Here is a 22494-nt window from a genome sequence, read left to right on the forward strand (position 1 = left end):
GCATGAGCGATCTCCCCCCTTGTGGGGGAGATGTCCGGCAGGACAGAGGGGGGCGCGACGGATCGCTACAGATCGGCTTTGCACTCAAAGCGGATTTTCGGCATAAAACTCCAGCACCCGCTGCTTGAAGGTCTTGTCGCCGACGGCCAGCATGTGGTCGCGGCCCTCGATGTGAAAGGCCCTGGCGTTCGGCATCAAGGCGGCCAGTTCGTCGGGCGAACCGCCGATATCGTCCTTGGTGCCGACGGCGATCAATGTCGGCTGGGCGATGCGCCCAATGTCGGCCTCGGCCAGCAATTCCCGCGAGGTGGCAATGCAGGCGGCCAGCGCTCGGCGGTCGCTCCGGGTCTGGTCGGCGAAGGCGCGAAACGCGCGGCCGCGCGGATGGCTGGTGGTGCCAGGATCGTCGGCCAGAAGGGCGGCGGCGATCGGATCCCAGTCGCCGACGCCGTCGACCATGCCGACGCCGAGACCGCCGAAGACCAGCGTCGCCACCTTGTCCGGGTCGGAAAGCGCCAGGAACGCCGATATCCGCGCGCCCATCGAGTATCCCATGACATGGGCGCGTTCGATGCCGAGATGGTTCAGCAACGCTGCCCCGTCGGAAGCCATTTTTGCGGGCGCATAGTCGGCCTCTTCATAGCTCTTCGACGACGCGCCATGGCCGCGATTGTCGAAGGCGATGGCGCGGTAGCCGGCATCGTTCAGCGCCTTGAACCAGCCGGGCGACACCCAGTTGACGTAATGGGTCGAGGCAAAGCCATGGATCATCAGCACCGGATCGCCCTGGCCCGATGCCGGCTGGCGATCGAGGAAGGCAAGATCAAAGCCGTCATGTGAGAAAAACTGCATCTGCGACGGATCCTGCGCGCTCAGTTGTGCGCAGTGCCGATTGCCGGGTGACGCAACAAATCGCCGTCCTCGATGCCGCCCCTGGCGGCGGTGCCCGCCTTGAGCTCGAGCACGAAGCGAACCGGCTCGCCGGGCGAGATCATCGCCTCGGATTGCGGCTCGCCTTGCTTGATCGCCCGGATCCTGCCGTCCTGACCGGCAAAAATCAGGTCGAGCGGCATCGGCGTGTTCTTCATCCAGAAGCTGACATCCCGAGGCTCCTCGAACACGAACAGCATGCCATGATCGTCGGCCATCTCCTCGCGAAACATCAGGCCGGCCTCACGCTCGGCGGAGGTATCGGCGATCTCGACGGAGAACGAGCGTACGCCGCCTTTCGTCACCGCGACCAGCGGCTGCGGGTCGACGGCAAGGATCATCGCCCGGCTGTCTGCCGAAGCCGGTTGCTGCGAATGGAAGAAAGCGCCTGTCGCAATGACAAAAGCCATCGCGGCGCAGACTACGCCCGTTGTCAGCCAGTTCCTGTGAGTCATTCAAAATCCTCGGCCGGAAATCGTCCTAGACCATGATCCCGAACAGTGGAACCCGGTCTTCGGAAAAGATCATGGTCAAGCAAAAGCACTAGGTCCCATCCCGATTCGATCGGGATGGGACCCTAGTGCGAGACCGGCAAGGTACCCATATCCGGGTGAATTTCGGCAGCCATAAGGCCTTTGTCGCCGCGCCCGTAGCGGACCAGCACGACCTGCCCCGGCCTGAGCTCGGTGATGCCGTAGCGGCGCAGCGTCTCCATGTGGACGAAAATGTCCTCGGTGCCCTCGCCCCGGGTCAGGAAACCGAACCCCTTGGTGCGGTTGAACCATTTCACCAGCGCCCGCTCAAGACCGCTTTCCGGCGTCACCGAGACATGCGTGCGCTGATCCTGCATTTCCGCCGGATGGGTCGCCGTGGTGAGATCCATGGAGAGCACACGGAACGCCTGCAATCCACGCTCGCCATGCTTGACGAGGCAGACGACGCGAGCGCCTTCCAGGGCGGTCTGGAAACCGTCCTTCCGAAGACACGTCACATGGAGGAGAATATCGCCGGAAACGCCGTCGTCGGGAAGAATGAAACCGTAGCCCTTGGCCACGTCGAACCATTTGATGGCGCCCGCAACTTCGACGAGATCGGCCGCATCGCCGCTCTCGTCCCTTCGCAAGGCGTTACCGGTTCCGTCCCGCCCCATGAAAGAGGCCTTTTCCCCCATAACAACGCCCCCCTTTTTCCAAGAATACCGCAACTGATTCTTGACGTTAGATTAACACTGCCGCTTCCGCTGTGTGCAAGACCTTCCGTGCCTTTTTTCACGGTTCATTGCAGGAATACCGGATTTGTTGTTTGCCGGCGGGACCAGCTATCGGGAATTGCCCTTTGGCCGGGTGGCCCCTATGTTCCGCCGCAACGCAACATTTCGAGGAAGATCACATGCGCTACCTCCACACCATGGTCCGCGTCGCCGACATCGATGCATCGCTCGATTTCTACTGCAACAAGCTCGGCCTCAAGGAAGTGCGCCGCCACGAAAACGAACAGGGGCGCTACACGCTGATCTTCCTCGCCGCGCCTGAGGACGAGCAGAGCGGCATCGCCGACAAGGCGCCGCTGATCGAGCTCACCTACAATTGGGATCCGGAGGACTACAAGGGCGGCCGCAATTTCGGCCACCTCGCCTACGAGGTCGACGACATCTACGCCACCTGCCAGCGGCTGATGGACAAGGGCGTCACCATCAACCGGCCGCCGCGCGACGGCAACATGGCCTTCGTCAAATCGCCGGACGGCATCTCGATCGAGCTTCTGCAGAAAGGCCCGGCCAAGCCCAAGGCCGAGCCTTGGGCTTCGATGCCGAACACTGGAAGCTGGTAGCCAGCCACATTAGGGAGAATCCGTTCATGCCGACCAGCCATGCCGATGTCGCCACTGAGCATGCGAGCCGCTATCTGCAGCAGCTCTGCAAGCACTGGGCGCACAAGTTTCCCGTCGAGTTCGACCCAAACCACGGCACCATCGATCTCTCCCTGGGCCGCACGGTTCTCGATGCCGATCCGGCAGCGCTGCATATCGCGGTAACCGCTGACGAAGCCGGCTCGCTGGAGCGCCTGGAGACGGTCGTCGCCGACCACATCAAACGCTTCGCTTTCCGCGAAGAGCTGACCTTCGACTGGAGAAAGGCTTCGGCAGCCTAGGCGGCTATGTTTCAGCCGCCTCGGCCGGCCATCTCCAGCAGCATCAGCACCGTACGCCAGTTGCGCGCGGTGCCGGGCACTTTCAGCGTGCGCGGGATGAGGTTGGCAAACACCGATTTGCCGAGGCCTTCCGGGGCGTGAAGGTAAAGCACGTCGCCCCTGATCTCGAACCGTTCGGGACCGGTGCATTTTTCGGCCAGCCGCGCGACCTCGTCGGGGTTCGGCGACCGCTCCAGCACATAGGCGTGAAGCTTCGTCGGTTCCCCGGCAACTTCCGGATAGGGATTTTCCGCCACCAGCCGCTCGAACCAGCCGAGATCGCGCACCATGATGCGCGAGTGAAATCCCCATTTCTTCTCGAAGGCCGTTTCCAGCTGTTTGGCCAGCGTGGCCGCATCGCCCTTTGCCGAACGGAACACGACGTTTCCGCTCTGCACATAGGTGGCGACGTCGCCAAAGCCGAGCTCCTCGAAGAACGACCGGAGTTCGGCCATCTTGACGATGCGGTTGCCGCCGACATTGATGCCGGAAAACAACGCAACGAATATCTTCGCTTGGGCACTCATACTCGGGCGCTCATATGATGAATCCGGCCAGCGTCTCGTTGTCGGTGATATCCTGATACTGGACGCCCTCGGCCTCGAAATTGGCGTTGAGCAATTCGAAATTGCGGCGGTCCTTGGTTTCGATGCCGATCAGCACCGAGCCGAAATTGCGCGCCGATTTCTTCAGATATTCGAAGCGGGCAATGTCGTCGTCAGGCCCGAGCAATTCGAGGAAATCGCGCAGCGCGCCCGGCCGCTGCGGAAAGCGGATGATGAAGTACTTCTTCAGCCCCTCGAAACGCAGCGCCCTTTCCTTCACGTCCGGCAGCCGCTCGAAATCGAAATTGCCGCCCGAAACCACCGCGACGATGGTCTTGCCCCTGATTTCCTTCTTCGAAAAATCCTTGAGCGCGTCGATCGCAAGTGCGCCGGCTGGCTCCAGCACCACGCCTTCGACATTCAGCATCTCGATCATGGTCGCGCAGAGCCGGTTTTCCGGGATCAGCCGCACTGTGTCAGCACTTCTTCGACAGATAGTCGTTTTCCTGCAGCGGCGTCTCCGGGAAAATCCGGCGGATCGCGGCAGCGGCGGCAGCGACGCGGGAGGAGAAACTGGTCATCGGAAAAATTACCCCGGATCGTCTGTGGTGTTCGCGAAGCTAGCACACGCCGTACGTGTTTGATCAGGGCAATCGTTCTGGCTTTCGCGCAACAGTGCGATGGCTGTCGCGCGGCGCTGAGCGCATTTCGGGTGGATATGACTTACTTCTGCCGCACTTCGGCTGTCCGGGAGGGTTCGCGGAGGTTGGATTAAGCCTTTCGGCCGGAGTGGGATTCTAGAGTTGAAGAAGATTTGCATCCTTGTCCTTGCCTTGCTCGTTGCCGGCTGTGGCGGCCGGCAGACCGAGGAACTGCTCGGCAGCGCCATGGTGTCCGCGCCGGTGACCGACATCGCCGGTAACCACAGCATCTTCATCGCCACGACGCGCAAGCGCTCCGACGATCCCAGCAAGGTTTTCGACCGTGAGCGCTCGGCCACGCTGAACTATGCCCGCGTCAACGTGACCGTGCCGGGGACCCACGAAACCGGTCAGATCGAGCGGCGCTCGCGCGGCAAGTCGAACGACCCGGCCAAATACTTCATGGCCTCCGACGTCGTCGGCTACGACACCGCGCCGAAATTCTCCAGCGCCCTTAGCACCGACATCGCCGCGCGCGGCGGCCGCGTCATGGTCTTCGTCCATGGCTACAACACCGGCTTCGACGCCGCCGTCTACCGCGTCACCCAGATCGCCCATGATTCCGGCTACCCGGGCACGCCGGTGCTGTTTTCCTGGGCGTCGGGCGCCAAGACCAGGGACTATGTCTACGACCGGGAAAGCGCCAGTGCCGCCCGCGACCAGCTGGAAGTGACGCTGAGAATGCTTTCGCAGACCGGCGCGCGGCGCATCGACATCGTCGCCCATTCGCTGGGGACCTGGGTCACCATGGAAGCGCTGCGCCAGCTCGCCATCAATGGCGACCGCGATCTCAGCGGCAAGCTCGGCGACGTCGTGCTGGCCTCGCCCGACATCGATGTCGACGTGTTCAAGAGCCAGATGCGCCGCTACGGCAAGCCGAACAAGCCATTCATCCTGCTTTTGTCCGACGACGACCGGGCGCTGCGGCTCTCCGGCCTGATCGCCGGCTCGCGGCCGCGCGTCGGCGATTACAAGAACGCGGCCGACCTCGCCGACTATGGCGTGAACGTCGTCGATCTCTCCAGCGTCAAGGGATCGGATCGCTTCAACCACACCAAATTTGCCGACAACCCCGAGTTGGTGAAGATGATCGGCCAGCGGCTGCGCGAGGATGACGGATTTGCCAGCGACCGCGAGGTGACCGACCGCATCAGCTTGCTCGGGCAGTGAGGTGCGCTCGACGCCCTGTTACTTTCGTCCCGCATGGTCACGGTTGCGGCAGCATCGTATCACTTTCAACTGGACCGGGCCGGCCCCTGGCTTTATCGAAATAGCGAGCGACGTCACCAGCTTGACGTCCCTCCTGCGGGAGCCTGCGTGACCGTGCGTTCGAAGATTGTTCTCGTCGTAGCGTTTGCGCTCGCCGTTACCGGCTGCGCCGGCCGCAAGACACACGACCTTCTCAACACGACGACCGTCACGGTGCCTGCCTCCGACGTCGCCGCCACGCATGAGATCTTCGTCGCCACCACCCGAAAAAAGGCGACGAAAGATCCGCGACAGGTGTTTGACGGTGACCGTTCACCGACCACCAGTTTTGCCAGCGTCGAGGTCACCGTTCCGAAGATCCATCGGGTCGGCGCCATCGAGCGGGTCAGGGGCACCGCCAACAGCAATCCGGCGAAGGATTTCACGGCAACTGAGGTCGAATTCTACGAAGGCGCCCCGCAATTCGCCCAGGCGGTCGGCGCCGACATCGCGATGCGCGGCGACCGCGCGCTGGTTTTCGTGCACGGCTTCAACAACGGTTTCGACGACGGCATCTACCGGCTGACGCAGATCGCGCACGACACGAAATATCCCGGCACGCCGGTGCTGTTCTCATGGGCGTCGAGCGGCAAGACCACGGGTTATATCTACGACAAGGAAAGCGCCAACGCGGCACGCGACGATCTCGAAGAGACGTTGCGGATGCTGGCCAAGACGAAGGCCAAGAGCATCGACATCATCGCCCATTCGATGGGCACCTGGGTGACGATGGAGGCGCTGCGCCAGCTTGCCATCACCGGCGACCGTGATCTCAGCGACAAGCTTGGCTATGTCATCCTGGCCTCGCCCGACATCGATGTCGATGTGTTCAAGAAGCAGATGATCCGTTACGGCAAGCCCGACAAGCCCTTCGCCATCCTGCTTTCGGGCGACGACCGCGCCCTCAGGCTGTCCTCCCTGATCTCCGGCGACAAGCCGCGCGTCGGCGACTATGGCGATGCGGCCGACCTCGCCAGCTATGGCGTTTCGGTGGTCGACCTGAGCAAGACCAAAGGCGGCGACCGCCTGAACCACGCCAAATTCGCCGACAACCCGTTCCTGGTGCAGTTGCTCGGCGACCGGCTGCGCGCCCCGGCCGGCCTGGCGTCAGACGAGGTCGATCCGGCGCAGCCGATCGACAATCTCGGCCAGGGCATTGGCAAGGCCGTCGGCTCCGTCGCCGAGATCGTCATCACCACACCATTCAAGGTGCTGACCATCGCCACCGGCGGATGAGGAGCGGACACGCCCTTGGTCGTTGTCAGACGAACAGGTCGACCTTCTGGAACGTCGTCACGTCGATCAGGCCGACATCGGAAATCCTCAGTTCCGGGATGACGACCAGCGCCAGCAGCGAGTGCTGCATGTAGGCGTTGTTCAGCGAACAGCCCATCTGGCGCATCGCCTCGGTCAGCTTGTCGGCCTTGGCCGCGACGATTTCGGCGCGCTCGTCCGACATCAGCCCGGCGATCGGCATCTCGACCAGCGCCAGTTCCTTGCCCTTGGAGAACAGCACGACGCCACCGCCGACCTCGCCCAGCCGGTTGACCGCCAATGCCATGTCCTGCTTGCTGGTGCCGACGACGATGATGTGGTGGGCATCATGCGCCACGCTGGAGGCCATGGCGCAGTCGGTCATATAGCCGAAGCCGGAGACGAAGGCATTGGTGACGCCGCCCGTGCCGCGGTGGCGCTCGACCAGCGCGATCTGGCAGACGTCGTTGCGGCGGTCCATGGCGACCAGCCCGTCCTCGACCGGAAGATCGGCCTCGAGCGCGCGCGTCGGCGCCTGGTTCTCGATCACGCCGATGACCCGCACCCGAACCTCGTTGGCGCCGATGGGCGCGATGATGTCGAAATCCCCCGGTTTGAGCTTCTTGCCGAGCTTGACGGTGTTCTTTGCCGTCTTCGGATAGTCATAGGCCGGAATGTCGATGTCGAGCTTGCCGCCCTTGGCCAGCCTGACGCCGCGGGCATAGACCTCGTCGATGGTCATTGCGGCCAGATCGGAGACGATCAGCAGATCGGCGAGCCGCCCCGGCGCGATCGAACCCAACTCGCGCTCCAGCCTGAAATGCTGGGCGGTGTTGAGCGTCGCCATCTGGATCGCCGTCACCGGCTTCAGCCCCTGGCTGATGGCGTGGCGGACCACCCGGTCCATATGGCCCTCATGGACGAGCGTGCCGGAATGGCTGTCGTCGGTGCACAGGATGAAGTTGCGCGGGTCGAGCCCGCTCTCCGTCACCGCCTTGATCTGCGAGGCGACGTCGTACCAGGCCGAGCCCAGCCTGAGCATCGCCTTCATCCCCTGGCGGACGCGGGCGATGGCGTCCTCGGCGCGCGTGCCTTCGTGGTCGTCCTCGGGTCCGCCGGCGACGTAGCCGTGGAACGGCAGGCCGAGATCGCGCGAGGCATAATGGCCGCCGACGGTCTTGCCCGCTCTCACCGTCGCGGCGATCTCGCCCGCCATCACCGGATCATTGGCCGCGACACCGGGAAAGTTCATAACCTCGCCAAGCCCGATGATGTTTTGCCACGCCATCGCCTCGGTGACATCGGCGACCGTCAGCTCGGCGCCGGCATGCTCCAGCCCAGGTGCGGAAGGCACGCAGGACGGCATCTGCACAAGCACGTTGATCGGCATGGCGACGGCCTCGTCATGCATCAGCCGCACACCCGGCAGGCCGAGCACGTTGGCGATCTCGTGCGGATCGATGAACATCGAGGTGGTGCCATGCGGAATGACGGCGCGGCAGAACTCCGTCACCGTCACCATGCCGCTCTCGACATGCATGTGCGCGTCGCAGAGGCCCGGCACCAGATAGCGCCCACCGGCATCGACCACTTTGGTGCCCTGGCCGATGGCGTGGCCGGCATTCGGCCCGCAATAGGCGAAGCGGCCACCGGCAACGGCAATGTCGGCGCCGGCGATGATCTCGCCGGAATGAACGTTGACCCAGCGCCCGTTGCGGATAACGAGATCGGCGGGCCTCCTGCCCATCGCGACGTCGACCAGATGCGTCGCCGCCTCGGCCCAAGGTTTCGGTTTTGTCGCACGCGCGGTCTTCGCCATGAAGAGACTCCTGTTTTCCCGACTGTGCCAAGCCGATGGCGTTTTGACCAGCAAGATCAGCGGATGCTTGTGCGCTCCTCGGCCTTAACATCGACCGCGATTTTCGAGTCTCGTCGCGAGCTCGCGATTCGTTGCTTTGTGACGGCTTTTATGCTGTTGATTTCGGCATGGTGCTGATTTGCGCCAACGACCCGCCGCCGAGGCGGGTTTTTTGTTTCGGCGCCGTCCACGGCAAAGTGTCCAACCGGAATACGATTCCGTTTGCGGCAAATCAGATCGCCCCTCGTTGGCGGATCTTTCTGAATCGACGTTCGGGGAAAACTTCGATCAGAAACTCGAATTGCCTGATCCGGCCGCTCAGAGGGTCATTGCATTTCCCGAACTGTCACTTTTTGCTCGGATCGTCCGCCGGATTGACGTAGGTGATCGCGAACGGCCCCTCGCCATGCACCTGGATAATCGTATCGCTTGTCGCCCAGGCGAAGTGATTCATTCCGGCCGGCGCAACGCCGAAGCCGCCAGCAGTCAGTTCGGTGCCTTTCGCCTCGTCGAGCTTATCGCCCATTCCGATATGAAAATTACCGGAAAGCACCGTGATGTATTCCGAGGTGGGATGGTTATGTGCGGCAATTTTGTAGCCGGCTGGCATCTTCAACCGCAGCACAAAACTGCCGTCCTTTGAGGGATCTCCAGCCATAACGGCAAGTTCGCGCCAGCGGGAATGACCGCAGGAGCCGGACCCCATTTGATACTGTCCGCGTTCACAGGCATGTCATCTGCAAACAGAGGCGCTGTCCCGGCAAGAAGCAGCGCCAGGGCTGAGGCGAGCTTGAGCATGACAATCTCCATTTGGTTCCCAGAGGACAGCGTCGAACATCAACGCTGAACCCCTTACCAATTGGAGCTTACAAAGTCGGAACGCCCGAACGCATCCTCCGAACGGGGGACGCGCTTCCGCGGTGGCCTGGGAAGCGGCCGCTTAAGTATCGTCCCGCTGTTCCCTGTCGCGGCTGTTGAGAAGGTCGACCAGATGGTCGGCCTCTTCGATAGGCATGTCAATCAAAGGGACGCCCACCTCGACAACAGGCAGCCCCGTGAACACATCGATGATGTCCCACGTGCCTTCAGGTGTCTTCTCGATGTCGTAGCGTTGAGCCATGGGGTGGAGGAGAAGATTTAGCGCGTTTTATCCGGTCATCGCTGGTTTGGGCTCCGCGAATGCGGAAACGGTTCCCGCCCGGCCTGATCGAGCACCTCAAGCAATGAGGCAAGGGCGCCGGGCAGTCGTGGGTCGACGGCAAGATTTAGCACGCCGTGTAAATGCCGGCGATTATCTTCGGAATGGATCAATTGCCGTACGGCTTTGGCAACAGACTTCCCTCGTCCTGTATCAAACTCTGCCATGTTCGGAGTTCCAGTAGCTTTAGTCCGAAACTCAGCCACTACGAAATGGTTCCGGCGATCTTGTTTGAATCTCAGCGGGTGACCGGCCCCTCGCTGGCGAGGGGATTGCCGCTGGCCGGGTCGCGGCAGCTATGCTGTGGATTTCGGCACGGCGCTGATTTGCGCCACGGACCTGCCGCCGAGGCGGTTTTGTACCAGTTCCTCTCCACAGAGGATTTGGTTCTTCGACTGACCGTCGCTGACGACCGGCCTGCAACCACCCAATCTCCAAGGTCTGCGATTAGCCGGCCCCTGCGACTTCGTCATCCCAGGGCGGAGCAAGGAGCGAAGCGACGCGGCGCAGACCCTGGGATCCATTCCGTTACCTCAGCTGAAGAATGCAACGGCTCAGAACGGCGCTTGTATCCGCAACGGCGCCAGCTACCTTTCCACCATGACCGCCTATGCCACCATGACCGCGAGCCGGAAGCGCGGCACGATCTACATCGGCTCGCCATGATCTCGGCCGCATGCCCGAGCACAAATCCGGCGAAGGCTCCCGCTTCACCAGCCGCTACGGCGTGCAGCGGTCTGGTCTGGTACGAAGAACATTTCGGCATTCGCGACGCCATCCAGCGCGAGAAGTCGCTGAAGCGCTGGCCGCGCCAATGGAACATCGACCTGATCGAGACGACCAATCGGGAGTGATTCGAGCTTTTTCGCGGAACCGGGTGGTAGCGTTCGGTTCTGGTCCGCCGGAGCACTGCCGGCGGGTAACGGCGTGGATCCCAGGGTCTGCGCCGCGTCGCTTCGCTCCTTGCTCCGCCCTGGGACGAAGTGGAGGGGTGTTTGCAGCGCAGCGACAAAGGCGTGCTTCCAAGATCAGATTTTTCGATGGCAGAAGATGGCTTGACGGCCTTTGGCTGGCGTCTGAAAAGGACTGGCCTGCGGACGTGGCGGAATTGGTAGACGCAAGGGACTTAAAATCCGCGCTAAGCCATCCCGACATGTCCCGCCGGGTACTGGATAGCCCGGTTTTCCGGCCTTTTCCTGGTCCCGTTGCATTGTCATCCCCCCTCGTCACCGCTTGTGCTTAGCCGTCCGGTGCCAATTGCGGTGCCAATTCTTTCCTGCGACTGTCGGCAGGTCCGTGCGACAATTCCCGCCGGGGAATCAACGCGGGGTTCATACATGACAGAAACTGAGCACTCTAAAACGCCGATGATGGGCAGGGATAGCGCGGCTGCATTAGTTTACCACGATCTCAAAACGTCTCAGCGCGCGACTTCCCAAGTTGCCGCCGAGTGGGGTCGTTGGCTGATCGCGTCGCTGGTGCTGGTTCATTCTGGCGCGCTGTTCGGCATGTTTTCGTTGCTGAACAGTGCCGCCACACAGCCTACTACGCTGCAAGCATTTAAAGCCCCGGTCTGGTGCTTCGTCGTCGGGCTTTTGTTGGCGCTCGCGTCGGGTTTCTTCGCTTGGATCAACTGGTCCATGCACTCGTTCAATTACGCTTCGCAGGCTCGCTACAACATGCTCTGGGACCCCGAGAAATGGATCGGCGACCGGCGCTATGTCCGAGGCTTGGACATCACACATTGGGGCAGCATCGGTTCCGGGTTGCTTTCTGCCTTATGCATTGCCTTAGGTGCTGCTTTGATCCTGCACGGGGACTATCTGGCTGCCATCTTCGGGATTTAGAACGAAAAGCCGGCCACCGTTGAGGCGGCGCCGTACCGTCAAGTGAACCGGCGCCACTCGCGCCCTCTCTCATTCGAAACACCGGAAAAAATGGATATCATCGGAACCATTGTCTTTGTCGGAGTTGCCCTATGGCTATTTATGACACTCAGACGTGAGGGTGACCTCACGCTTCCCCTTATGGGGTACGAGGCGCTAACCGATGAGATCCTAACCGCAGTCAAAACAGACATGTACGAAATCGCCTACGGCGAAGAGAAAATCGGGCAGCGACCGGGCGTCCACGTGAGGTGGGACTTTACATCGCTACTCGCCGCCAGGCTCGATGCACACGAGTTTCCAAAATCCAAAATCCACGATCTTAAGAAAAAGATCCTCGGCTTCATTCGGATGGATCCGGCGTTCAGGCAAACAGAGGTCGCATATGACGTCGAACGGTCGTTTAAGTTCGTTGCCGAATATTATGATGAAAAAAACAAAAGTTGGCAGAAGGTCGATTAGCCTAGTGAAGAGTTGCTAAAGCCCGCCACCGTGAGTCAGCGAGCTCTGGCCCTCATTTGGGCGTGTTAGAGCCAGCGGTCCCGGCGCTGGTCGCTGGCCACAAGCACGAGGCCCAACAGCAAGCCTACAGCTGCGCCCAGCATGAAGGCGGACGATACCGTGCCAGGATTTTCTTCAACGACACCGGAAGCAGTAGACGCCCTTTTGCGAAGTGCTTGCGTTGTCCGAGACACGCTATCGGCCGCGCCCTCATACCAACCAGTGGCTTCCTCGACCACCTCTTCAGCGCGCTCCGCGAGCGTCCGAGTGATCTTGTTGATTTCGCGCTTCAGCTGCGCAACTTGCTTCTCCAAGGATTCCTGAGCTTCCCGCTGCGTCTCCGCCGGCGTTGCGGCTTCGTTTGGGTCGTCGACCATTGTGATCTCCCTTTTGGGTGGGGCTCAACGGCCGCCGCAGCGTAAAGGTTCCTCAGCAACAAAAGGGCGCGACCGCTAGAGCAGCGAGCCATTGTCGTTTCGATAGTCAGTTTGCTTTCTCGCGCATCGCCCGGAAAATATAGGAGCGGAACTCTGCGCCCAACTCGGGCGAGACGCGGAATGAGCGCCCGGACGACGCCCGATCAGGACGCTTCCTGCACTTCCTCGACTTGTGGCGTCACGGGTGCAGGATTAATGACGTAGGTGTTCGAGGTCAGGTCGCTTGTAGATCGGATGATGATACCGTCGTCTCGTAATCGGGCAAACGTTGCCCTTGCGATACGCATGGGCTTGCCTTTGGCATCTGCGGCTGTGACTTTGTTCGACCAGGTAACGTGAGTGATGGTGTCAACGCGCTTGAGAAAGCGCTTTTCCCTCTCGGTCAACTCGATCACGCCCGTTCCTCCATATCGTTGGCAGCGTTTGGCTGGCCGGTAACGCCGATGATGCGACTCCGTTCCAAGGACCCAAAGGCAGATAGACGAACGGTCGCAGGATACGTCGAGAAACTGATAGTCGAGGATTTGGAAGCCAAGGCTTCCCTGCCGAAAGGCGCGGCAGAGTAGCCTCACTTGCGCGCCCCGGTTGCGGGTGCGATGCTTTTGCTTGCGGAGGGGAGAACATGCGCAAAAGAGCAATAGTGATCGCGGCAACAATTTGTTGGTCTCCGGCGCAAGCGATCACAGGAAGCCAGCTTCTCGATTACAATGAGGAGTACGGTCGAGGTTTCACATGGGGGGTTGCAACCGCGCTAACATCGATCGCCGGAAAAGACGAGATGCGGGTCGCCCAATTTCGCCGGGCTTGCTTCGTCAATGGCAAGATCTCGGAGGAAACGTTCTACGCCGCTGTCAACACATGGATTAAGAACCACCCTAGCGAGCTGGCCCGCGACGCATCGGGGCCGATTATCTCCGTCATCAATGAGATCTGTGGGTTGCCAGCGGGCGCGCCGCGCAAACCCGATAGCGCCCTTGCAGCCCGACCGCCAAGATCATCCGCTCCATCCCAGGCATCGCGACACGGTATGTGGAGGGAACGCTACTGTGCAACAACCGAACAACCCGCCGCACATCGTGCGATGCGGAGGCGTGCATGAGCGTGGCCCTACTGATGCCGCGCGAGCTGGTCCACGGGGGCGTTTGCTTCGGCCAACCTAGCCAGCGCTTGCTCGACTTTTTGAGCCGAGGCGTCAGTGCGCTTGATGTGCCGGATCACTTGCTGCCTTAGCCGCGTGAGCCTTGCGGCGCGATAAACGTCACCGTATCTCGCAGTTTCAAGGTCTAGGGTCGCGAGCCTCATGGGCGACGATTCCAATAATTTAGCACTTCGAAGAGTGAACTTGACGCGGTGCAAACCGGCAGGTTCTTCAAATTCGCGTACGTACCGAGCGTCGCGGTTTCGACCTTACGGTCCGCAGCTTCGGCATAGCTGACGCTGATCGCGAGGATAGCGATAGCAAGGTGGCTCGGGGATAAGTAAGGTCGCGACATGCATCAAATTAGCACCGGCCTTTGATGGGGTTCGTCCATCGATTGGATGAAGTGTCACCTATATTAGCTCCCGCTTGACTAAGGCGCCGCCCGCTCCAGACTCATGGAATGGCGCGGGGAATTGGGATTGGAGATCTGGTGGCGCTCACGGCCACCGTCCGCAGACGGGTCACTGAGGACCGCGTCAGCGTCTCCATCCCGAGCTACAACTTCCCGCATTCGATCATCGATCATACCAAGGTGAAGAAGGGGCAGCAGATCGAGCTCACCGGCGAGGTCACGCGCATAGACGAGGAAGGCGGCAGGGTGACCATCGACATGGGGCCGCTGGTGACGGTCGACAGCGACGAGGTCAGGCTGGTCGAAAAGTACAGGACGCCGAAGCGCAAGAAGCCGTTGCGTGACATGGTGGATTAGGTCCACCAGCAAGGGCTTGGCTTGCTTTCCTGACAAGAAAGCGCAATCCTTCCCATTGCAATGAGAGGGGGAAATTCATGGTAAAGTCTGCGAAACCGGCAGCCAAAAAGACCGCACCGGCTAAGAAGCCAGCACCGGCTAAGAAACCAGCACCGCCCAAAAAGGTCGAGGCGAAGAAGCGGACCAGCGACAAGATCTCTTCAATCGCTGGGGCGATTCTAGGTGGAAAGAAGGCCACACAGGCCGAGGCTCTTAGCATGGCGGCCTCGCTCGTCAGCCAAGACGAAAACAAGGGCAAGCGCAAGCCGCCCAAGCCCTAGTCTCCGCTTTGTGGACCGCAAACGGATCATTCTTGGGATCTGGTTGGCTGGCGCGGTTACGCTGGATCGCTGGTTCGGCGATGCCATCTTTGCCGCCGGTGGCGAGGGGCTGATTGTTGCTGCCGGCTTCGCCTATGTCGGTGTGCTGGTCTTCGTCATGGGGAAATCCGCCTGAGATGGCTGAGATTACTAAGATGGACGCGGCTCGCAGGCAGCTTTTGGCCGCAATCCATATTCACTGGTTATCTCGATGAGCCACTTGCTGTGTACACCCTTGCCGCTAACAGCTGGGAAATTTCCGATGCACTCCTTCGTCAGACCACTAAGCTCAGGATGATCGATCAGTTTGTCGCGGCGCACGGTGAGCCTGCCAAGAGCTTCTGGGATTTACTTAATGGTCCTCGAAATTTCATAAAGCATGCCAATCGGGATCCCTTTGCAGTTGCGCCCGACATTACGGACGAAGATTGCGATGGCGCGCTCATTTTCGCCTGCCTCGATTATATGATTGCCTCCGGCAGAAGCCCGTACATCGTAGGATTGTTCGTGGCATGGTATGCTGGGGTCTATCCTCTCAAGACCGGTGATTTCTTTCGCCGTGAGGCCGACCTGGAATTCCCAGGGCTAGGAGAAATGTCTCGGAGACACCAGTGCGCCGCAGCGAGAACAGCGGCCGCGAAGTGGGGGAAGTCGCCTATGATGGCGCACGCTAAAAATGAACTTACCGACAACTCCCGATGGACTAAGTTGCGAAATGCCCTTGGTTGACGCACCAATTGAAGCGGGCGGCGCCGCCGCCTGGGTGAGGCTGAGGAACGCTTCGCCGGCGGCAAGGAACCGAGTGCGTGCAGTTACAGTGGCCCTTCTGGGAATCAGCATAGTTGTGTCGAGTGGCGCAAGCGCAAGCGACAAGACTTGCGCGAGAGCCGCGAAAGTAGCTGAAAAACTTATGGAGGTGAGGCAGTCTGGCGTGTCACTAGGAGACGCTATGGATGCCCTGGTTTCCTCCTACCCGGCTAGCGCTCATAAATTCGTGCGCAAGCTGGTGATGGACGCGTATTCCATTCCCCGTTTCAGCAGCCCCGAATATCGGCAGCGTGCGATTGCCGAGTTTCGCGACGGCGCTCATCTTGCCTGCCTTAAAGTTGAATAAGAACGGTACAAAAAGAGAGGCTGATATGGCCGAGCGTAGTGGCAAGACCGCCTATCCAAGGATCGGCGTCTGGTACGATATTGAAGACCGCGAGATCCATCTCAACATCGATGGTTATGGCCTGTCGACCGTGAGCTCGAATGCCGCCAACGCCAGAGGGAACCCGCATCTGTTCAACAAACTGGCGAAGGCGCTCCGCGACAGTGGCAAGCCGCATCCGACAATTGTTGAGTAGCCCGTCCTTCGTCGCCTTCTCCATCGCAGCTTGCGCCGGTGTGGCTCTTGCGTAGCAGTAAACCATAAGCGATTACTTTCGCGCCAAGGGAAGGCCGAAAATAATCACCGGGGGGATGCCTTAAGCCATGAGAATTCGAACAATCGCTGCTGCGCTTGTGGTGAGTTGTACTGGCCGGCTGAGGAGGCGTTGAAATGGTTGGCAAGGCGTATACAAAAATGTCGCTGATCGAGCGGAGCGCGTTGACCTTCGAATCGTTTCTGCACCGGGATTTTGGAAATAGGTTCTATCAGCCCGAATTCCTCGACGGGATAAGTGCGCGGCGCATGGAGGTCACGTCCCGGATCGGAAAAAGTGCAGGCCAAGCCTTCTTGCTGGCCACGATTCTGGCATTCTTTGATCTGATTTCCGGAAGCAGCTTCACGTATGGCGGCCTAACACTTCAAATAACGAAGGATCTGACCCCGATAATATCTCTCCTTACCGCCGGTGCGCTGCTCAACACGACGTTTGCGTTCATCGACGATCAGATATTATTCCGAATTCTTCTGAAAATCGGCAACCACATTAAAATCCAAAATTTCCAACTTCTTCTGGTCGACAAGATGGCGCATAACCTCTGGGGGGACGCCGTTGTACCCAGGGTATTTGGTTACAAATCTGGCCGCGGCCAAACGATAGCGGTCCGGCTCTTGAGCTTTGTAGTTCTAGTCATCTCGGCGGCCATGTACCTTTATCCTGGTTTTATGATCGCTCGTGTGTTTCTCGATCTCATATCGTCCGATGGGAGATGGATTGCCAAGGCAATAGCGTCGCTGGCTCTGATGGTAACGATCTGGGCTCTGCTGCTCGGCGCTATTTTCATGGTCAAGTTCAAATTCTACCCGGCTGATTGGCACGAATCCACAGATCAGCCGACCGAAGAATTTATCCGACGCATGCAAAGTGAGATTGCAAAAGGCGATGGCAGCGCGAGTGAAACACGATGATCGTTCGTCGATCCGCGCAAGTTGATTTGCCCCGCGTTTTTGATGGTTTAGCGCCTCGCCTCTCAGACGAGTATCTCACTGCTGAACGCTATCAGGGTGACGCCCTGGCAACTTTCGAAGACGCTCTCCGTAAAACGAAAACCGGGTTCCGGAAAGCCATTCGGGAAAATCGAGCTGACACCCTTCTCTACGATGGTGCGCCCTTGGCAATCGTTAGATGGCAAATTCAATATGGTGAAGCTCATACTGGTTTTGCCTCATCGGAGAAATTCTTTGAAGCCAAATACGTCCGGTTCATGGCTGGGTACGTGAGGGACTTACAGAAGAGGATTGGAAATGTGCCTCTCGTAGCCTCCAACTGGTCAGGTCGTGCAGACGTCCAACGTTGGTTTGAAATTTTGGGCTATGAATTTGCCATGGAGCATGGGCCGGCGAAGGTGTTTTTGCTGAAGCCGCTATAGAGCCGGGTGGTTTGCTTAGCCCTGTCAGTCGGGGACAATTCGGCCCGGCAGAGATTTTCATCGATCGAATGTTGGCTTCCAGTCGCGATTGCGCGCCCGCTGCTGGCCTTCGTAGTCAGGAATGCATGTGAAAAACACCTGCCGTCGATCACGGCCGGCAGCCTTGCAATTTGAGCAGACAAAGAGCCCGACCAGGTCGTGATGCATTGAGCCGTGGTCACGGCCGAGCCTGTCAATCAGGGCCTGGATGTCGAGCTTCGTCGATCTGCAGCACATCGGATGCCCGCAATTGACATAGATGGTTTCGCGGGCGGCCAGAGTGTCGGCGAGGGTCTTTCGAGGCATGGCGATTCTCCGTTGAAGGGCTCGCCGCAACGAGAGGATTATATTCCTGAATGCTGATCTCTTGCCACTGGTCGCTAACTCTCATCCCAAAAATCCTGCAGCGAAGCGTGGCGAAGGTCTTCCTCACCCCTTAGATGCTTCACGCGGGCCTTGATGCCCGGTTTGACCCACTGTGTTGCCGGCCGCTTCTTCATGTCCTTGGGCGCCTCGCCGGCGTCTTTCTGGACGCGTTTCCAAAGGCGCTCACGCATCTCGCGATTTACACTGACAAACGCGCTGCCGACATATTTCCGAGTGCCCGGCTCACCCGTGAGCGCAAATGCGGGCTTGCCTCTCTCGCGCTCGACGCCAAGAAGCTCTAACTCGCTTTCCGTGAAGGATTTGTCTTCAGCCAATTGGTAGTCGGGCCGCTGCGATAGTTGCTGTCTCGACGCTTCGATACCATCCCTTCCAGGCCGGCCGCGTCGATCAGATGGTAGATCGCATTAGCCTCGCCTGGCATTGTCTCACTGAACTGGATGCGGCTCTCAGGCCCTATGAGGCCGGCTAGGATTTCCCTCCTGTCCTCCAGCACCATGTCGCGCAAGTCGTGGCCATTAAGATGCAGCAGATCGAACGCGACAAAATAGAGGTCGTGCTGGCGCCTGGTAATTGCCTTGCGCAGCGCGGCAAAATCCGAAATGCCATCCTCATTCAAGATGATGATTTCGCCATCAATGATGGCACTCTCGACGTCCAATCGTCTTGGTCGCCGCCGCTAGGTCGCGGTACTTGGCCGTCCAATCGAGGCCGCGCCTGGTGAAGATGCGGACCTCGTCGTTGTCGATGATGATTTGAGAGCGGTAGCCGTCGAACTTGGCTTCATGCATTCCAGTCGTCGCCTTTGGGCGGCTTGGCGACCAAGGGGGGCATTCATCGGCGGAATAAACTCGACCCGGCGGACGCCGGTACTTACAATTTTACGCACTTATTCGATTCTAGGCGACCGGCTTACATTAGCCAGAGTGAACAGAACGTGATTCCGCGGGGCCTTCATGCCGTGTATTAAAATACGGGATGAATTTCAAAGTCACCGAGTCGTTCTACTTCAATTCCCAGAAACGCACCCTGTCCCTGCAACAGCGGGCGGCGGTTTAAGCATTGCCATGGTCGCCTCAACGCGTCGCCGAGCTTAGATCAGAACCTTGAGCTGCGAGTTGGCGAGGAGCTCAAGCTGCAAGAAGCGAAAGAAATGCTTCGGAAGCGGCAGCAAGGTTTTGGGAGGCCAATGCTCACAGCTTTCAATTCCGGCAAGCGAGTGGTTGTCGTTGGCAAACGGATCGCCTATTCGCCCCGGTGGGAATTCGTGTCCGATTTTCTGCTCGACAACCTGAAAACTGTCTTCGATCGCGAATGGGGCGCGAGTGCGTCACGGATCATGCCTAACCACACGCTTTTTCGATGGCTTCGGCGCCTCAACGAGGCTCGAAGAGAAATCGGTGTCGGTGTCGCTATGCCCATCAAGGGACATCTTTCCGCGCTGAACCGTCTCGGTTACGCCCTGTACCTTATCGAGCACAATGACAAACCACCGAAGAGCCTGATTAAACGGCTTCGGCATCCCACCGATTTCGACCCAGCACTTTACGAAGCTATTGTCGCGTCGGCCTTCGCGCTGGCGGGTGCGAAGATCGACGGCGCCGAAGACGCAAAGGGCAATCAACCAAAGCCTGAATTCTTCGCAAAATTTCCGGACGGCAAAACCTACGCCGTCGAGGCGAAACGAAAGCGGAGTTGGAAGGCTGCGTTTGATCTGGAAAGCGAGGAATTCATAGCTGAGCTGACTAAATGGCTCCGCGACAAGCTGTACGCCTCGTCCAAGAAGAATCTCACTAACCCGATCTACTGGTTTGAACTCGGCATTGGCAACCAAATGAGCGAACAGCAGTTGGAACGGCTTCGCGACTTAGTCGTCGCCGCTGTCAACAGTGCTGAGGAGATCACAGTCAATGGACAGCCGCCAACGCCTGCGTACGTCTTCATCACAAATAACCCCGATCTCTCCAATGACGACGCGACAAACCTTAGTTTCTTCGGGCTACTAACGGGTTTTGTCATGGACGATTTCCGCGAGGAATTGCTCGACCTTGAAACTGCAATGGATCGGCACGACAAACATCGCTCCGTACGATGGGTGCATGATTGCCTGGCTTTGGTCCAGCAAGTGCCGACCAGTTTTGAAGGCATACCGGACGAACTGCTGGATGAGCGGGGCCAGCCGATCGAAACACTAAGGATAGGCAAGTTGATTGCCTACCCGAGAAAGGATGGAAGCCAAGGAGTTGGCAAAATCGAGGAAGTCGCGTGCCTTGATCGTGAGGCCGTTGTTGTGGTGGCGGACGAAGCGACCAAGCAACGAGTAATCGCCAAGGTGCCGCTGACGGAGCAGGAGGCGAAGGCGGCCAAGAAACTCGGAAACGCCATTTTTGGCAAGCCGGAAGCGCCGCACTCGGTTATCACTGATCCGCTTCGATTTTACGACCGTATGCTCGAAATCTATGCCGACTTTCCCCACGAGTCGTTATTGATCCAGATTGAGGACCACCCCAGATTGGAAGAATTCCGCGAGCTAAGCAGGAACGAGTTATTGATTCAAGTGGCTAGAGAGTTCACCAAAAGGATGGAGTTTTTGAACACTGCCGGGATCTAGTCAGAGCGTTGACTGGCTGATCGGTGCAAGCGCAGTCAGGCAGCAACATCGATCGCGCTTGAAGCCCTTCCGGACGAGAATGTTGTTCATCCGGCCGCTGACGAGATCCAGCGACTGTTATCCCGTCATCACCTTTTCCATGAACGAGAGAAGCCCGCGCCCCACGGAGGGACGGAAGACGCGGGCCGATCGGAATGGGACACCGATCTCGCAGCATTTTTACGTTGAGAGGAAATATTGCTGCAGGAGGCGAACGTCCTGCCCGTGCCGGTGTTCCATACGGGAACAAAAAAACCCGCCGCACAGGAGAGCGACGGGGCGATCAAAGCGGTCACCGAGCGCCGGGTGGATGGGCTTTGCGCCCGGTTCGCGGATCGTGAAAATTCTAGGCGGCCGGCTGCATCGCGTCTACCAACCGGCGGTTGGAAGGATCGAGCGCTAGCTAGAGGAGCGTAGCAGCCCCTCCTCCTTGGCAGCAGCCTCGATGTTGACTGCGGGTGAAACCAAAGGAGAGCCATGATACTTCCTACTCGGGCGAGAGATACATCTCCGCCTCCTTAGCGGCAGCCACGAAAGCCTTTCGTATCACATGAGGGTCAATCGGATCGCCCTCCAGTGCCGACAGGCAGAGGGTCCACGCCTTGTGCCAGCAAGGCCCTCTCCGGGTCCACCTCTTGAGCTGCTCAAGGGCTGCCCTCGCATTGTTGCAGCCATGCCTGACACCGTTCGTTTCAGACTTCACGAACACCGGAGGGACGAACCAAAGAGTTGCCATGGCACCTCCTACTCAGGCGAGAGATACACGCTCGCCTCCCTGGCAGCCGCCTCAAAGGCTTGTCGGACCACTTGGGGGGACACTCTGCCCTCGAACGCGTCCACGCAGGATTGGACCGCCTTCGTCCACTTCGGGCCCTTTGTGTCCCACGCCATGAGTTCCTCAGCGGCTCCCTCGACGTGGCTGACCCCATGGCGAATGCCCGGACGTTTCGCCTTCACGTAGACCGGGGGAGACCAAAGGAGACTCATGAGGAGTAAATTAGGGGATGCTCACATGTTTGGTAGAGGCGGGATTACGCTGGCGGCTCGATCGATTTCTCTGACCAGCATCATTTCCGGTCATGCCAGTCGCTTACCGTCCCAACGGTTGTCTGGAACATTAGCAGCCACTAACTGTTGACTGGGCCTATCCCCCGCAAGCCCGCTGCAGTCCGGCGGGTGCTGATACCGAGTAGTCGCAATACCGGCATCGAATGTGTCCAAGCAAGGTTCAGGCTGGCAGCGGTTCGTAGAAACGGCACCAGCCGTCCGGGCTGATCTCACCAGCGACAATCTCGCATGCGTTCGGCTTAAAGAAATGCTTGCAGCCGCCGCAGCGGCGACCCTTGTTTGGAGAATCCTGATAAAGCGCAACAGGCTTCGGCGTCGTTCCCGCGCCTCGAGCCGTAGGCTGGCCCGTCATACAGGAAGCGAGTCCACCTGCACCGGCAATCGCCGCGCCGGTCATCGACACCCTCAGAAAATTCCGGCGAGACAGCGCTTGGCTTGGCTCACCTTGTGCCGACCCGTAATTTGGCGCACTTCGATCTTCTTTCATGTTTCATGACCTTTCCTCCCTATCCAAACTCAAAGAAGCGCTGGCGCCGTC

Annotated in this window: 31 protein-coding genes and 3 pseudogenes; 17 read left to right on the top strand and 17 right to left on the bottom strand. The window is 59.4% G+C overall.

Annotation, left to right across the window (positions count from 1 at the left end; genetic code table 11):
* Positions 1-84 precede the first annotated feature (84 nt).
* From BQ8482_RS30975 to BQ8482_RS30985, 3 genes are all read right to left on the bottom strand, one after another.
* On the bottom strand, positions 85-852 hold the full coding sequence (locus BQ8482_RS30975; RefSeq protein ID WP_165848792.1) for an alpha/beta fold hydrolase: 768 nt from the start codon (positions 850-852) through the stop codon (positions 85-87).
* A 20-nt stretch (positions 853-872) separates the two neighbouring features.
* A complete protein-coding gene (locus BQ8482_RS30980) occupies positions 873-1385 on the bottom strand; it encodes a DUF192 domain-containing protein (RefSeq protein ID WP_123151063.1) in 513 nt (170 codons plus the stop codon).
* A 122-nt stretch (positions 1386-1507) separates the two neighbouring features.
* Positions 1508-2080, bottom strand: a complete 573-nt coding sequence (locus BQ8482_RS30985) for a cold-shock protein (protein ID WP_208867898.1) — start codon at positions 2078-2080, stop codon at positions 1508-1510.
* Positions 2081-2319: 239 nt separating this feature from the next.
* Here BQ8482_RS30985 and gloA point away from each other — a divergent pair, with 239 nt between their 5' ends.
* Positions 2320-2760 (top strand): lactoylglutathione lyase, encoded by a 441-nt coding sequence (gloA, locus tag BQ8482_RS30990; protein ID WP_123151065.1) that lies wholly within the window; start codon positions 2320-2322, stop codon positions 2758-2760.
* 26 nt (positions 2761-2786) lie between these two features.
* Positions 2787-3080: a DUF2218 domain-containing protein gene (locus BQ8482_RS30995; RefSeq protein ID WP_123151066.1), complete on the top strand. Its 294-nt coding sequence runs from the start codon at positions 2787-2789 to the stop codon at positions 3078-3080.
* An 11-nt stretch (positions 3081-3091) separates the two neighbouring features.
* Here the strand turns inward: BQ8482_RS30995 and BQ8482_RS31000 are convergent, their stop codons facing one another.
* Together BQ8482_RS31000 and BQ8482_RS31005 are read right to left on the bottom strand one after the other, a co-directional pair.
* On the bottom strand, positions 3092-3646 hold the full coding sequence (locus BQ8482_RS31000) for a DUF1697 domain-containing protein (protein WP_123151067.1): 555 nt from the start codon (positions 3644-3646) through the stop codon (positions 3092-3094).
* A gap of 10 nt (positions 3647-3656) precedes the next feature.
* Positions 3657-4145, bottom strand: a pseudogene (locus BQ8482_RS31005) (threonine dehydratase); the annotation flags it as partial.
* A 322-nt stretch (positions 4146-4467) separates the two neighbouring features.
* Here BQ8482_RS31005 and BQ8482_RS31010 point away from each other — a divergent pair.
* The gene (locus BQ8482_RS31010; protein ID WP_244603052.1) at positions 4468-5535 is read left to right on the top strand and encodes an alpha/beta hydrolase; all 1068 of its coding nucleotides are present in this window, start codon (positions 4468-4470) and stop codon (positions 5533-5535) included.
* 147 nt (positions 5536-5682) lie between these two features.
* Positions 5683-6849 carry an alpha/beta hydrolase gene (locus BQ8482_RS31015; protein ID WP_123151108.1) on the top strand — a complete coding sequence of 389 codons (1167 nt, stop codon included), beginning with the start codon at positions 5683-5685 and terminating at the stop codon, positions 6847-6849.
* Between the two features lie 25 nt (positions 6850-6874).
* Here BQ8482_RS31015 and ade read toward each other — a convergent pair whose 3' ends face one another.
* The 3 genes from ade to BQ8482_RS31030 all read right to left on the bottom strand — a co-directional run bounded on the left by ade (position 6875) and on the right by BQ8482_RS31030 (position 9845).
* Positions 6875-8686: an adenine deaminase gene (gene ade, locus BQ8482_RS31020; protein WP_123151069.1), complete on the bottom strand. Its 1812-nt coding sequence runs from the start codon at positions 8684-8686 to the stop codon at positions 6875-6877.
* A 385-nt stretch (positions 8687-9071) separates the two neighbouring features.
* Positions 9072-9431 carry a cupin domain-containing protein gene (locus BQ8482_RS31025; RefSeq protein ID WP_244603053.1) on the bottom strand — a complete coding sequence of 120 codons (360 nt, stop codon included), beginning with the start codon at positions 9429-9431 and terminating at the stop codon, positions 9072-9074.
* Between the two features lie 234 nt (positions 9432-9665).
* Positions 9666-9845, bottom strand: coding sequence for a hypothetical protein (locus BQ8482_RS31030; RefSeq protein WP_123151070.1), 180 nt, complete (start codon positions 9843-9845; stop codon positions 9666-9668).
* Between the two features lie 678 nt (positions 9846-10523).
* Here BQ8482_RS31030 and BQ8482_RS31035 point away from each other — a divergent pair.
* The 3 genes and pseudogenes from BQ8482_RS31035 (at position 10524) to BQ8482_RS31045 (ending at position 12271) form a co-directional block, all read left to right on the top strand.
* Positions 10524-10777, top strand: a pseudogene (locus BQ8482_RS31035) (GIY-YIG nuclease family protein).
* Between the two features lie 483 nt (positions 10778-11260).
* Positions 11261-11770: a hypothetical protein gene (locus tag BQ8482_RS31040; RefSeq protein WP_123151071.1), complete on the top strand. Its 510-nt coding sequence runs from the start codon at positions 11261-11263 to the stop codon at positions 11768-11770.
* A 90-nt stretch (positions 11771-11860) separates the two neighbouring features.
* Positions 11861-12271 (top strand): hypothetical protein, encoded by a 411-nt coding sequence (locus tag BQ8482_RS31045; RefSeq protein ID WP_123151072.1) that lies wholly within the window; start codon positions 11861-11863, stop codon positions 12269-12271.
* 65 nt (positions 12272-12336) lie between these two features.
* Here BQ8482_RS31045 and BQ8482_RS31050 read toward each other — a convergent pair whose 3' ends face one another.
* Both BQ8482_RS31050 and BQ8482_RS31055 read right to left on the bottom strand, forming a co-directional pair.
* On the bottom strand, positions 12337-12687 hold the full coding sequence (locus BQ8482_RS31050) for a hypothetical protein (protein ID WP_123151073.1): 351 nt from the start codon (positions 12685-12687) through the stop codon (positions 12337-12339).
* Positions 12688-12890: 203 nt separating this feature from the next.
* Entirely contained in the window at positions 12891-13142 is a 252-nt protein-coding gene (locus BQ8482_RS31055; RefSeq protein ID WP_123151074.1) for a hypothetical protein, read from the bottom strand.
* A gap of 1206 nt (positions 13143-14348) precedes the next feature.
* Between BQ8482_RS31055 and BQ8482_RS31065 the strand changes: the two genes are divergently transcribed.
* The 8 genes from BQ8482_RS31065 (at position 14349) to BQ8482_RS31095 (ending at position 17815) form a co-directional block, all read left to right on the top strand.
* Complete coding sequence (locus BQ8482_RS31065) at positions 14349-14657, top strand: hypothetical protein (protein ID WP_123151076.1); 309 nt, start codon at positions 14349-14351, stop codon at positions 14655-14657.
* A 77-nt stretch (positions 14658-14734) separates the two neighbouring features.
* Positions 14735-14977, top strand: coding sequence for a hypothetical protein (locus tag BQ8482_RS31070; protein ID WP_123151077.1), 243 nt, complete (start codon positions 14735-14737; stop codon positions 14975-14977).
* A 43-nt stretch (positions 14978-15020) separates the two neighbouring features.
* Complete coding sequence (locus BQ8482_RS40190) at positions 15021-15152, top strand: hypothetical protein (protein WP_280178885.1); 132 nt, start codon at positions 15021-15023, stop codon at positions 15150-15152.
* A gap of 89 nt (positions 15153-15241) precedes the next feature.
* Positions 15242-15745, top strand: coding sequence for a hypothetical protein (locus BQ8482_RS31075; RefSeq protein ID WP_133254869.1), 504 nt, complete (start codon positions 15242-15244; stop codon positions 15743-15745).
* 220 nt (positions 15746-15965) lie between these two features.
* On the top strand, positions 15966-16130 hold the full coding sequence (locus tag BQ8482_RS38485) for a hypothetical protein (protein ID WP_165848793.1): 165 nt from the start codon (positions 15966-15968) through the stop codon (positions 16128-16130).
* A 25-nt stretch (positions 16131-16155) separates the two neighbouring features.
* Positions 16156-16365 (top strand): hypothetical protein, encoded by a 210-nt coding sequence (locus BQ8482_RS31085; RefSeq protein ID WP_123151080.1) that lies wholly within the window; start codon positions 16156-16158, stop codon positions 16363-16365.
* Between the two features lie 194 nt (positions 16366-16559).
* Entirely contained in the window at positions 16560-17354 is a 795-nt protein-coding gene (locus tag BQ8482_RS31090) for a hypothetical protein (protein WP_123151081.1), read from the top strand.
* Positions 17351-17815: a hypothetical protein gene (locus BQ8482_RS31095; protein WP_123151082.1), complete on the top strand. Its 465-nt coding sequence runs from the start codon at positions 17351-17353 to the stop codon at positions 17813-17815. The genes BQ8482_RS31090 and BQ8482_RS31095 overlap by 4 nt, the downstream gene beginning before the upstream one ends.
* 57 nt (positions 17816-17872) lie before the next feature.
* On the opposite strand, the gene BQ8482_RS31100 is transcribed toward BQ8482_RS31095, so the two are convergent.
* From BQ8482_RS31100 to BQ8482_RS40930, 4 genes are all read right to left on the bottom strand, one after another.
* Positions 17873-18160 (bottom strand): hypothetical protein, encoded by a 288-nt coding sequence (locus tag BQ8482_RS31100; RefSeq protein WP_123151083.1) that lies wholly within the window; start codon positions 18158-18160, stop codon positions 17873-17875.
* 74 nt (positions 18161-18234) lie between these two features.
* Positions 18235-18555 (bottom strand): hypothetical protein, encoded by a 321-nt coding sequence (locus tag BQ8482_RS40920; protein WP_342210996.1) that lies wholly within the window; start codon positions 18553-18555, stop codon positions 18235-18237.
* Positions 18519-18899 (bottom strand): ATP-dependent DNA ligase, encoded by a 381-nt coding sequence (locus BQ8482_RS40925; protein WP_342210997.1) that lies wholly within the window; start codon positions 18897-18899, stop codon positions 18519-18521. The genes BQ8482_RS40920 and BQ8482_RS40925 overlap by 37 nt, the downstream gene beginning before the upstream one ends.
* Complete coding sequence (locus BQ8482_RS40930; RefSeq protein ID WP_342210998.1) at positions 18874-19029, bottom strand: ATP-dependent DNA ligase; 156 nt, start codon at positions 19027-19029, stop codon at positions 18874-18876. Before BQ8482_RS40930 ends, BQ8482_RS40925 begins: the two co-directional genes overlap by 26 nt.
* A 221-nt stretch (positions 19030-19250) precedes the next feature.
* On the opposite strand from BQ8482_RS40930, the pseudogene BQ8482_RS40785 reads away from it, so the two are divergent.
* Positions 19251-19313 (top strand): annotated as a pseudogene (locus BQ8482_RS40785) (SEC-C metal-binding domain-containing protein); the annotation flags it as partial.
* 114 nt (positions 19314-19427) lie between these two features.
* Positions 19428-20849, top strand: coding sequence for a hypothetical protein (locus tag BQ8482_RS31110; protein WP_244603054.1), 1422 nt, complete (start codon positions 19428-19430; stop codon positions 20847-20849).
* Between the two features lie 526 nt (positions 20850-21375).
* Here the strand turns inward: BQ8482_RS31110 and BQ8482_RS40790 are convergent.
* The 3 genes from BQ8482_RS40790 to BQ8482_RS31125 all read right to left on the bottom strand — a co-directional run bounded on the left by BQ8482_RS40790 (position 21376) and on the right by BQ8482_RS31125 (position 22443).
* Positions 21376-21624, bottom strand: coding sequence for a DUF982 domain-containing protein (locus BQ8482_RS40790; protein ID WP_123151084.1), 249 nt, complete (start codon positions 21622-21624; stop codon positions 21376-21378).
* A gap of 8 nt (positions 21625-21632) precedes the next feature.
* Positions 21633-21875: a DUF982 domain-containing protein gene (locus BQ8482_RS31120; RefSeq protein ID WP_123151085.1), complete on the bottom strand. Its 243-nt coding sequence runs from the start codon at positions 21873-21875 to the stop codon at positions 21633-21635.
* Between the two features lie 241 nt (positions 21876-22116).
* On the bottom strand, positions 22117-22443 hold the full coding sequence (locus tag BQ8482_RS31125) for a twin-arginine translocation signal domain-containing protein (RefSeq protein WP_123151086.1): 327 nt from the start codon (positions 22441-22443) through the stop codon (positions 22117-22119).
* Positions 22444-22494 lie beyond the last annotated feature (51 nt).

Source organism: Mesorhizobium delmotii (genome assembly GCF_900149755.1).
Taxonomy (GTDB): Bacteria; Pseudomonadota; Alphaproteobacteria; order Rhizobiales; family Rhizobiaceae; genus Mesorhizobium; species Mesorhizobium delmotii.

Bases quoted from the DNA above. Each gene is read 5' to 3' on its own strand.
- BQ8482_RS31000 (WP_123151067.1), bottom strand. From the start codon at position 3,646: ATGAGTGCCCAAGCGAAGATATTCGTTGCGTTGTTTTCCGGCATCAAT.
- BQ8482_RS31065 (WP_123151076.1), top strand. From the start codon at position 14,349: ATGGCGCGGGGAATTGGGATTGGAGATCTGGTGGCGCTCACGGCCACC.
- BQ8482_RS31025 (WP_244603053.1), bottom strand. From the start codon at position 9,431: ATGGGGTCCGGCTCCTGCGGTCATTCCCGCTGGCGCGAACTTGCCGTT.
- BQ8482_RS31030 (WP_123151070.1), bottom strand. From the start codon at position 9,845: ATGGCTCAACGCTACGACATCGAGAAGACACCTGAAGGCACGTGGGAC.
- BQ8482_RS31120 (WP_123151085.1), bottom strand. From the start codon at position 21,875: ATGAGTCTCCTTTGGTCTCCCCCGGTCTACGTGAAGGCGAAACGTCCG.
- BQ8482_RS38485 (WP_165848793.1), top strand. From the start codon at position 15,966: ATGGATGCCCTGGTTTCCTCCTACCCGGCTAGCGCTCATAAATTCGTG.
- BQ8482_RS30995 (WP_123151066.1), top strand. From the start codon at position 2,787: ATGCCGACCAGCCATGCCGATGTCGCCACTGAGCATGCGAGCCGCTAT.
- BQ8482_RS30980 (WP_123151063.1), bottom strand. From the start codon at position 1,385: ATGACTCACAGGAACTGGCTGACAACGGGCGTAGTCTGCGCCGCGATG.
- BQ8482_RS31040 (WP_123151071.1), top strand. From the start codon at position 11,261: ATGACAGAAACTGAGCACTCTAAAACGCCGATGATGGGCAGGGATAGC.
- ade (WP_123151069.1), bottom strand. From the start codon at position 8,686: ATGGCGAAGACCGCGCGTGCGACAAAACCGAAACCTTGGGCCGAGGCG.
- BQ8482_RS31100 (WP_123151083.1), bottom strand. From the start codon at position 18,160: ATGCCTCGAAAGACCCTCGCCGACACTCTGGCCGCCCGCGAAACCATC.
- BQ8482_RS31090 (WP_123151081.1), top strand. From the start codon at position 16,560: ATGGTTGGCAAGGCGTATACAAAAATGTCGCTGATCGAGCGGAGCGCG.
- BQ8482_RS31050 (WP_123151073.1), bottom strand. From the start codon at position 12,687: ATGGTCGACGACCCAAACGAAGCCGCAACGCCGGCGGAGACGCAGCGG.
- BQ8482_RS31045 (WP_123151072.1), top strand. From the start codon at position 11,861: ATGGATATCATCGGAACCATTGTCTTTGTCGGAGTTGCCCTATGGCTA.
- BQ8482_RS40930 (WP_342210998.1), bottom strand. From the start codon at position 19,029: ATGCATGAAGCCAAGTTCGACGGCTACCGCTCTCAAATCATCATCGAC.
- BQ8482_RS31125 (WP_123151086.1), bottom strand. From the start codon at position 22,443: ATGAAAGAAGATCGAAGTGCGCCAAATTACGGGTCGGCACAAGGTGAG.
- BQ8482_RS31110 (WP_244603054.1), top strand. From the start codon at position 19,428: ATGCTCACAGCTTTCAATTCCGGCAAGCGAGTGGTTGTCGTTGGCAAA.
- BQ8482_RS30985 (WP_208867898.1), bottom strand. From the start codon at position 2,080: ATGGGGCGGGACGGAACCGGTAACGCCTTGCGAAGGGACGAGAGCGGC.
- BQ8482_RS31070 (WP_123151077.1), top strand. From the start codon at position 14,735: ATGGTAAAGTCTGCGAAACCGGCAGCCAAAAAGACCGCACCGGCTAAG.
- BQ8482_RS31085 (WP_123151080.1), top strand. From the start codon at position 16,156: ATGGCCGAGCGTAGTGGCAAGACCGCCTATCCAAGGATCGGCGTCTGG.
- BQ8482_RS40790 (WP_123151084.1), bottom strand. From the start codon at position 21,624: ATGGCAACTCTTTGGTTCGTCCCTCCGGTGTTCGTGAAGTCTGAAACG.
- gloA (WP_123151065.1), top strand. From the start codon at position 2,320: ATGCGCTACCTCCACACCATGGTCCGCGTCGCCGACATCGATGCATCG.
- BQ8482_RS31095 (WP_123151082.1), top strand. From the start codon at position 17,351: ATGATCGTTCGTCGATCCGCGCAAGTTGATTTGCCCCGCGTTTTTGAT.
- BQ8482_RS30975 (WP_165848792.1), bottom strand. From the start codon at position 852: ATGCAGTTTTTCTCACATGACGGCTTTGATCTTGCCTTCCTCGATCGC.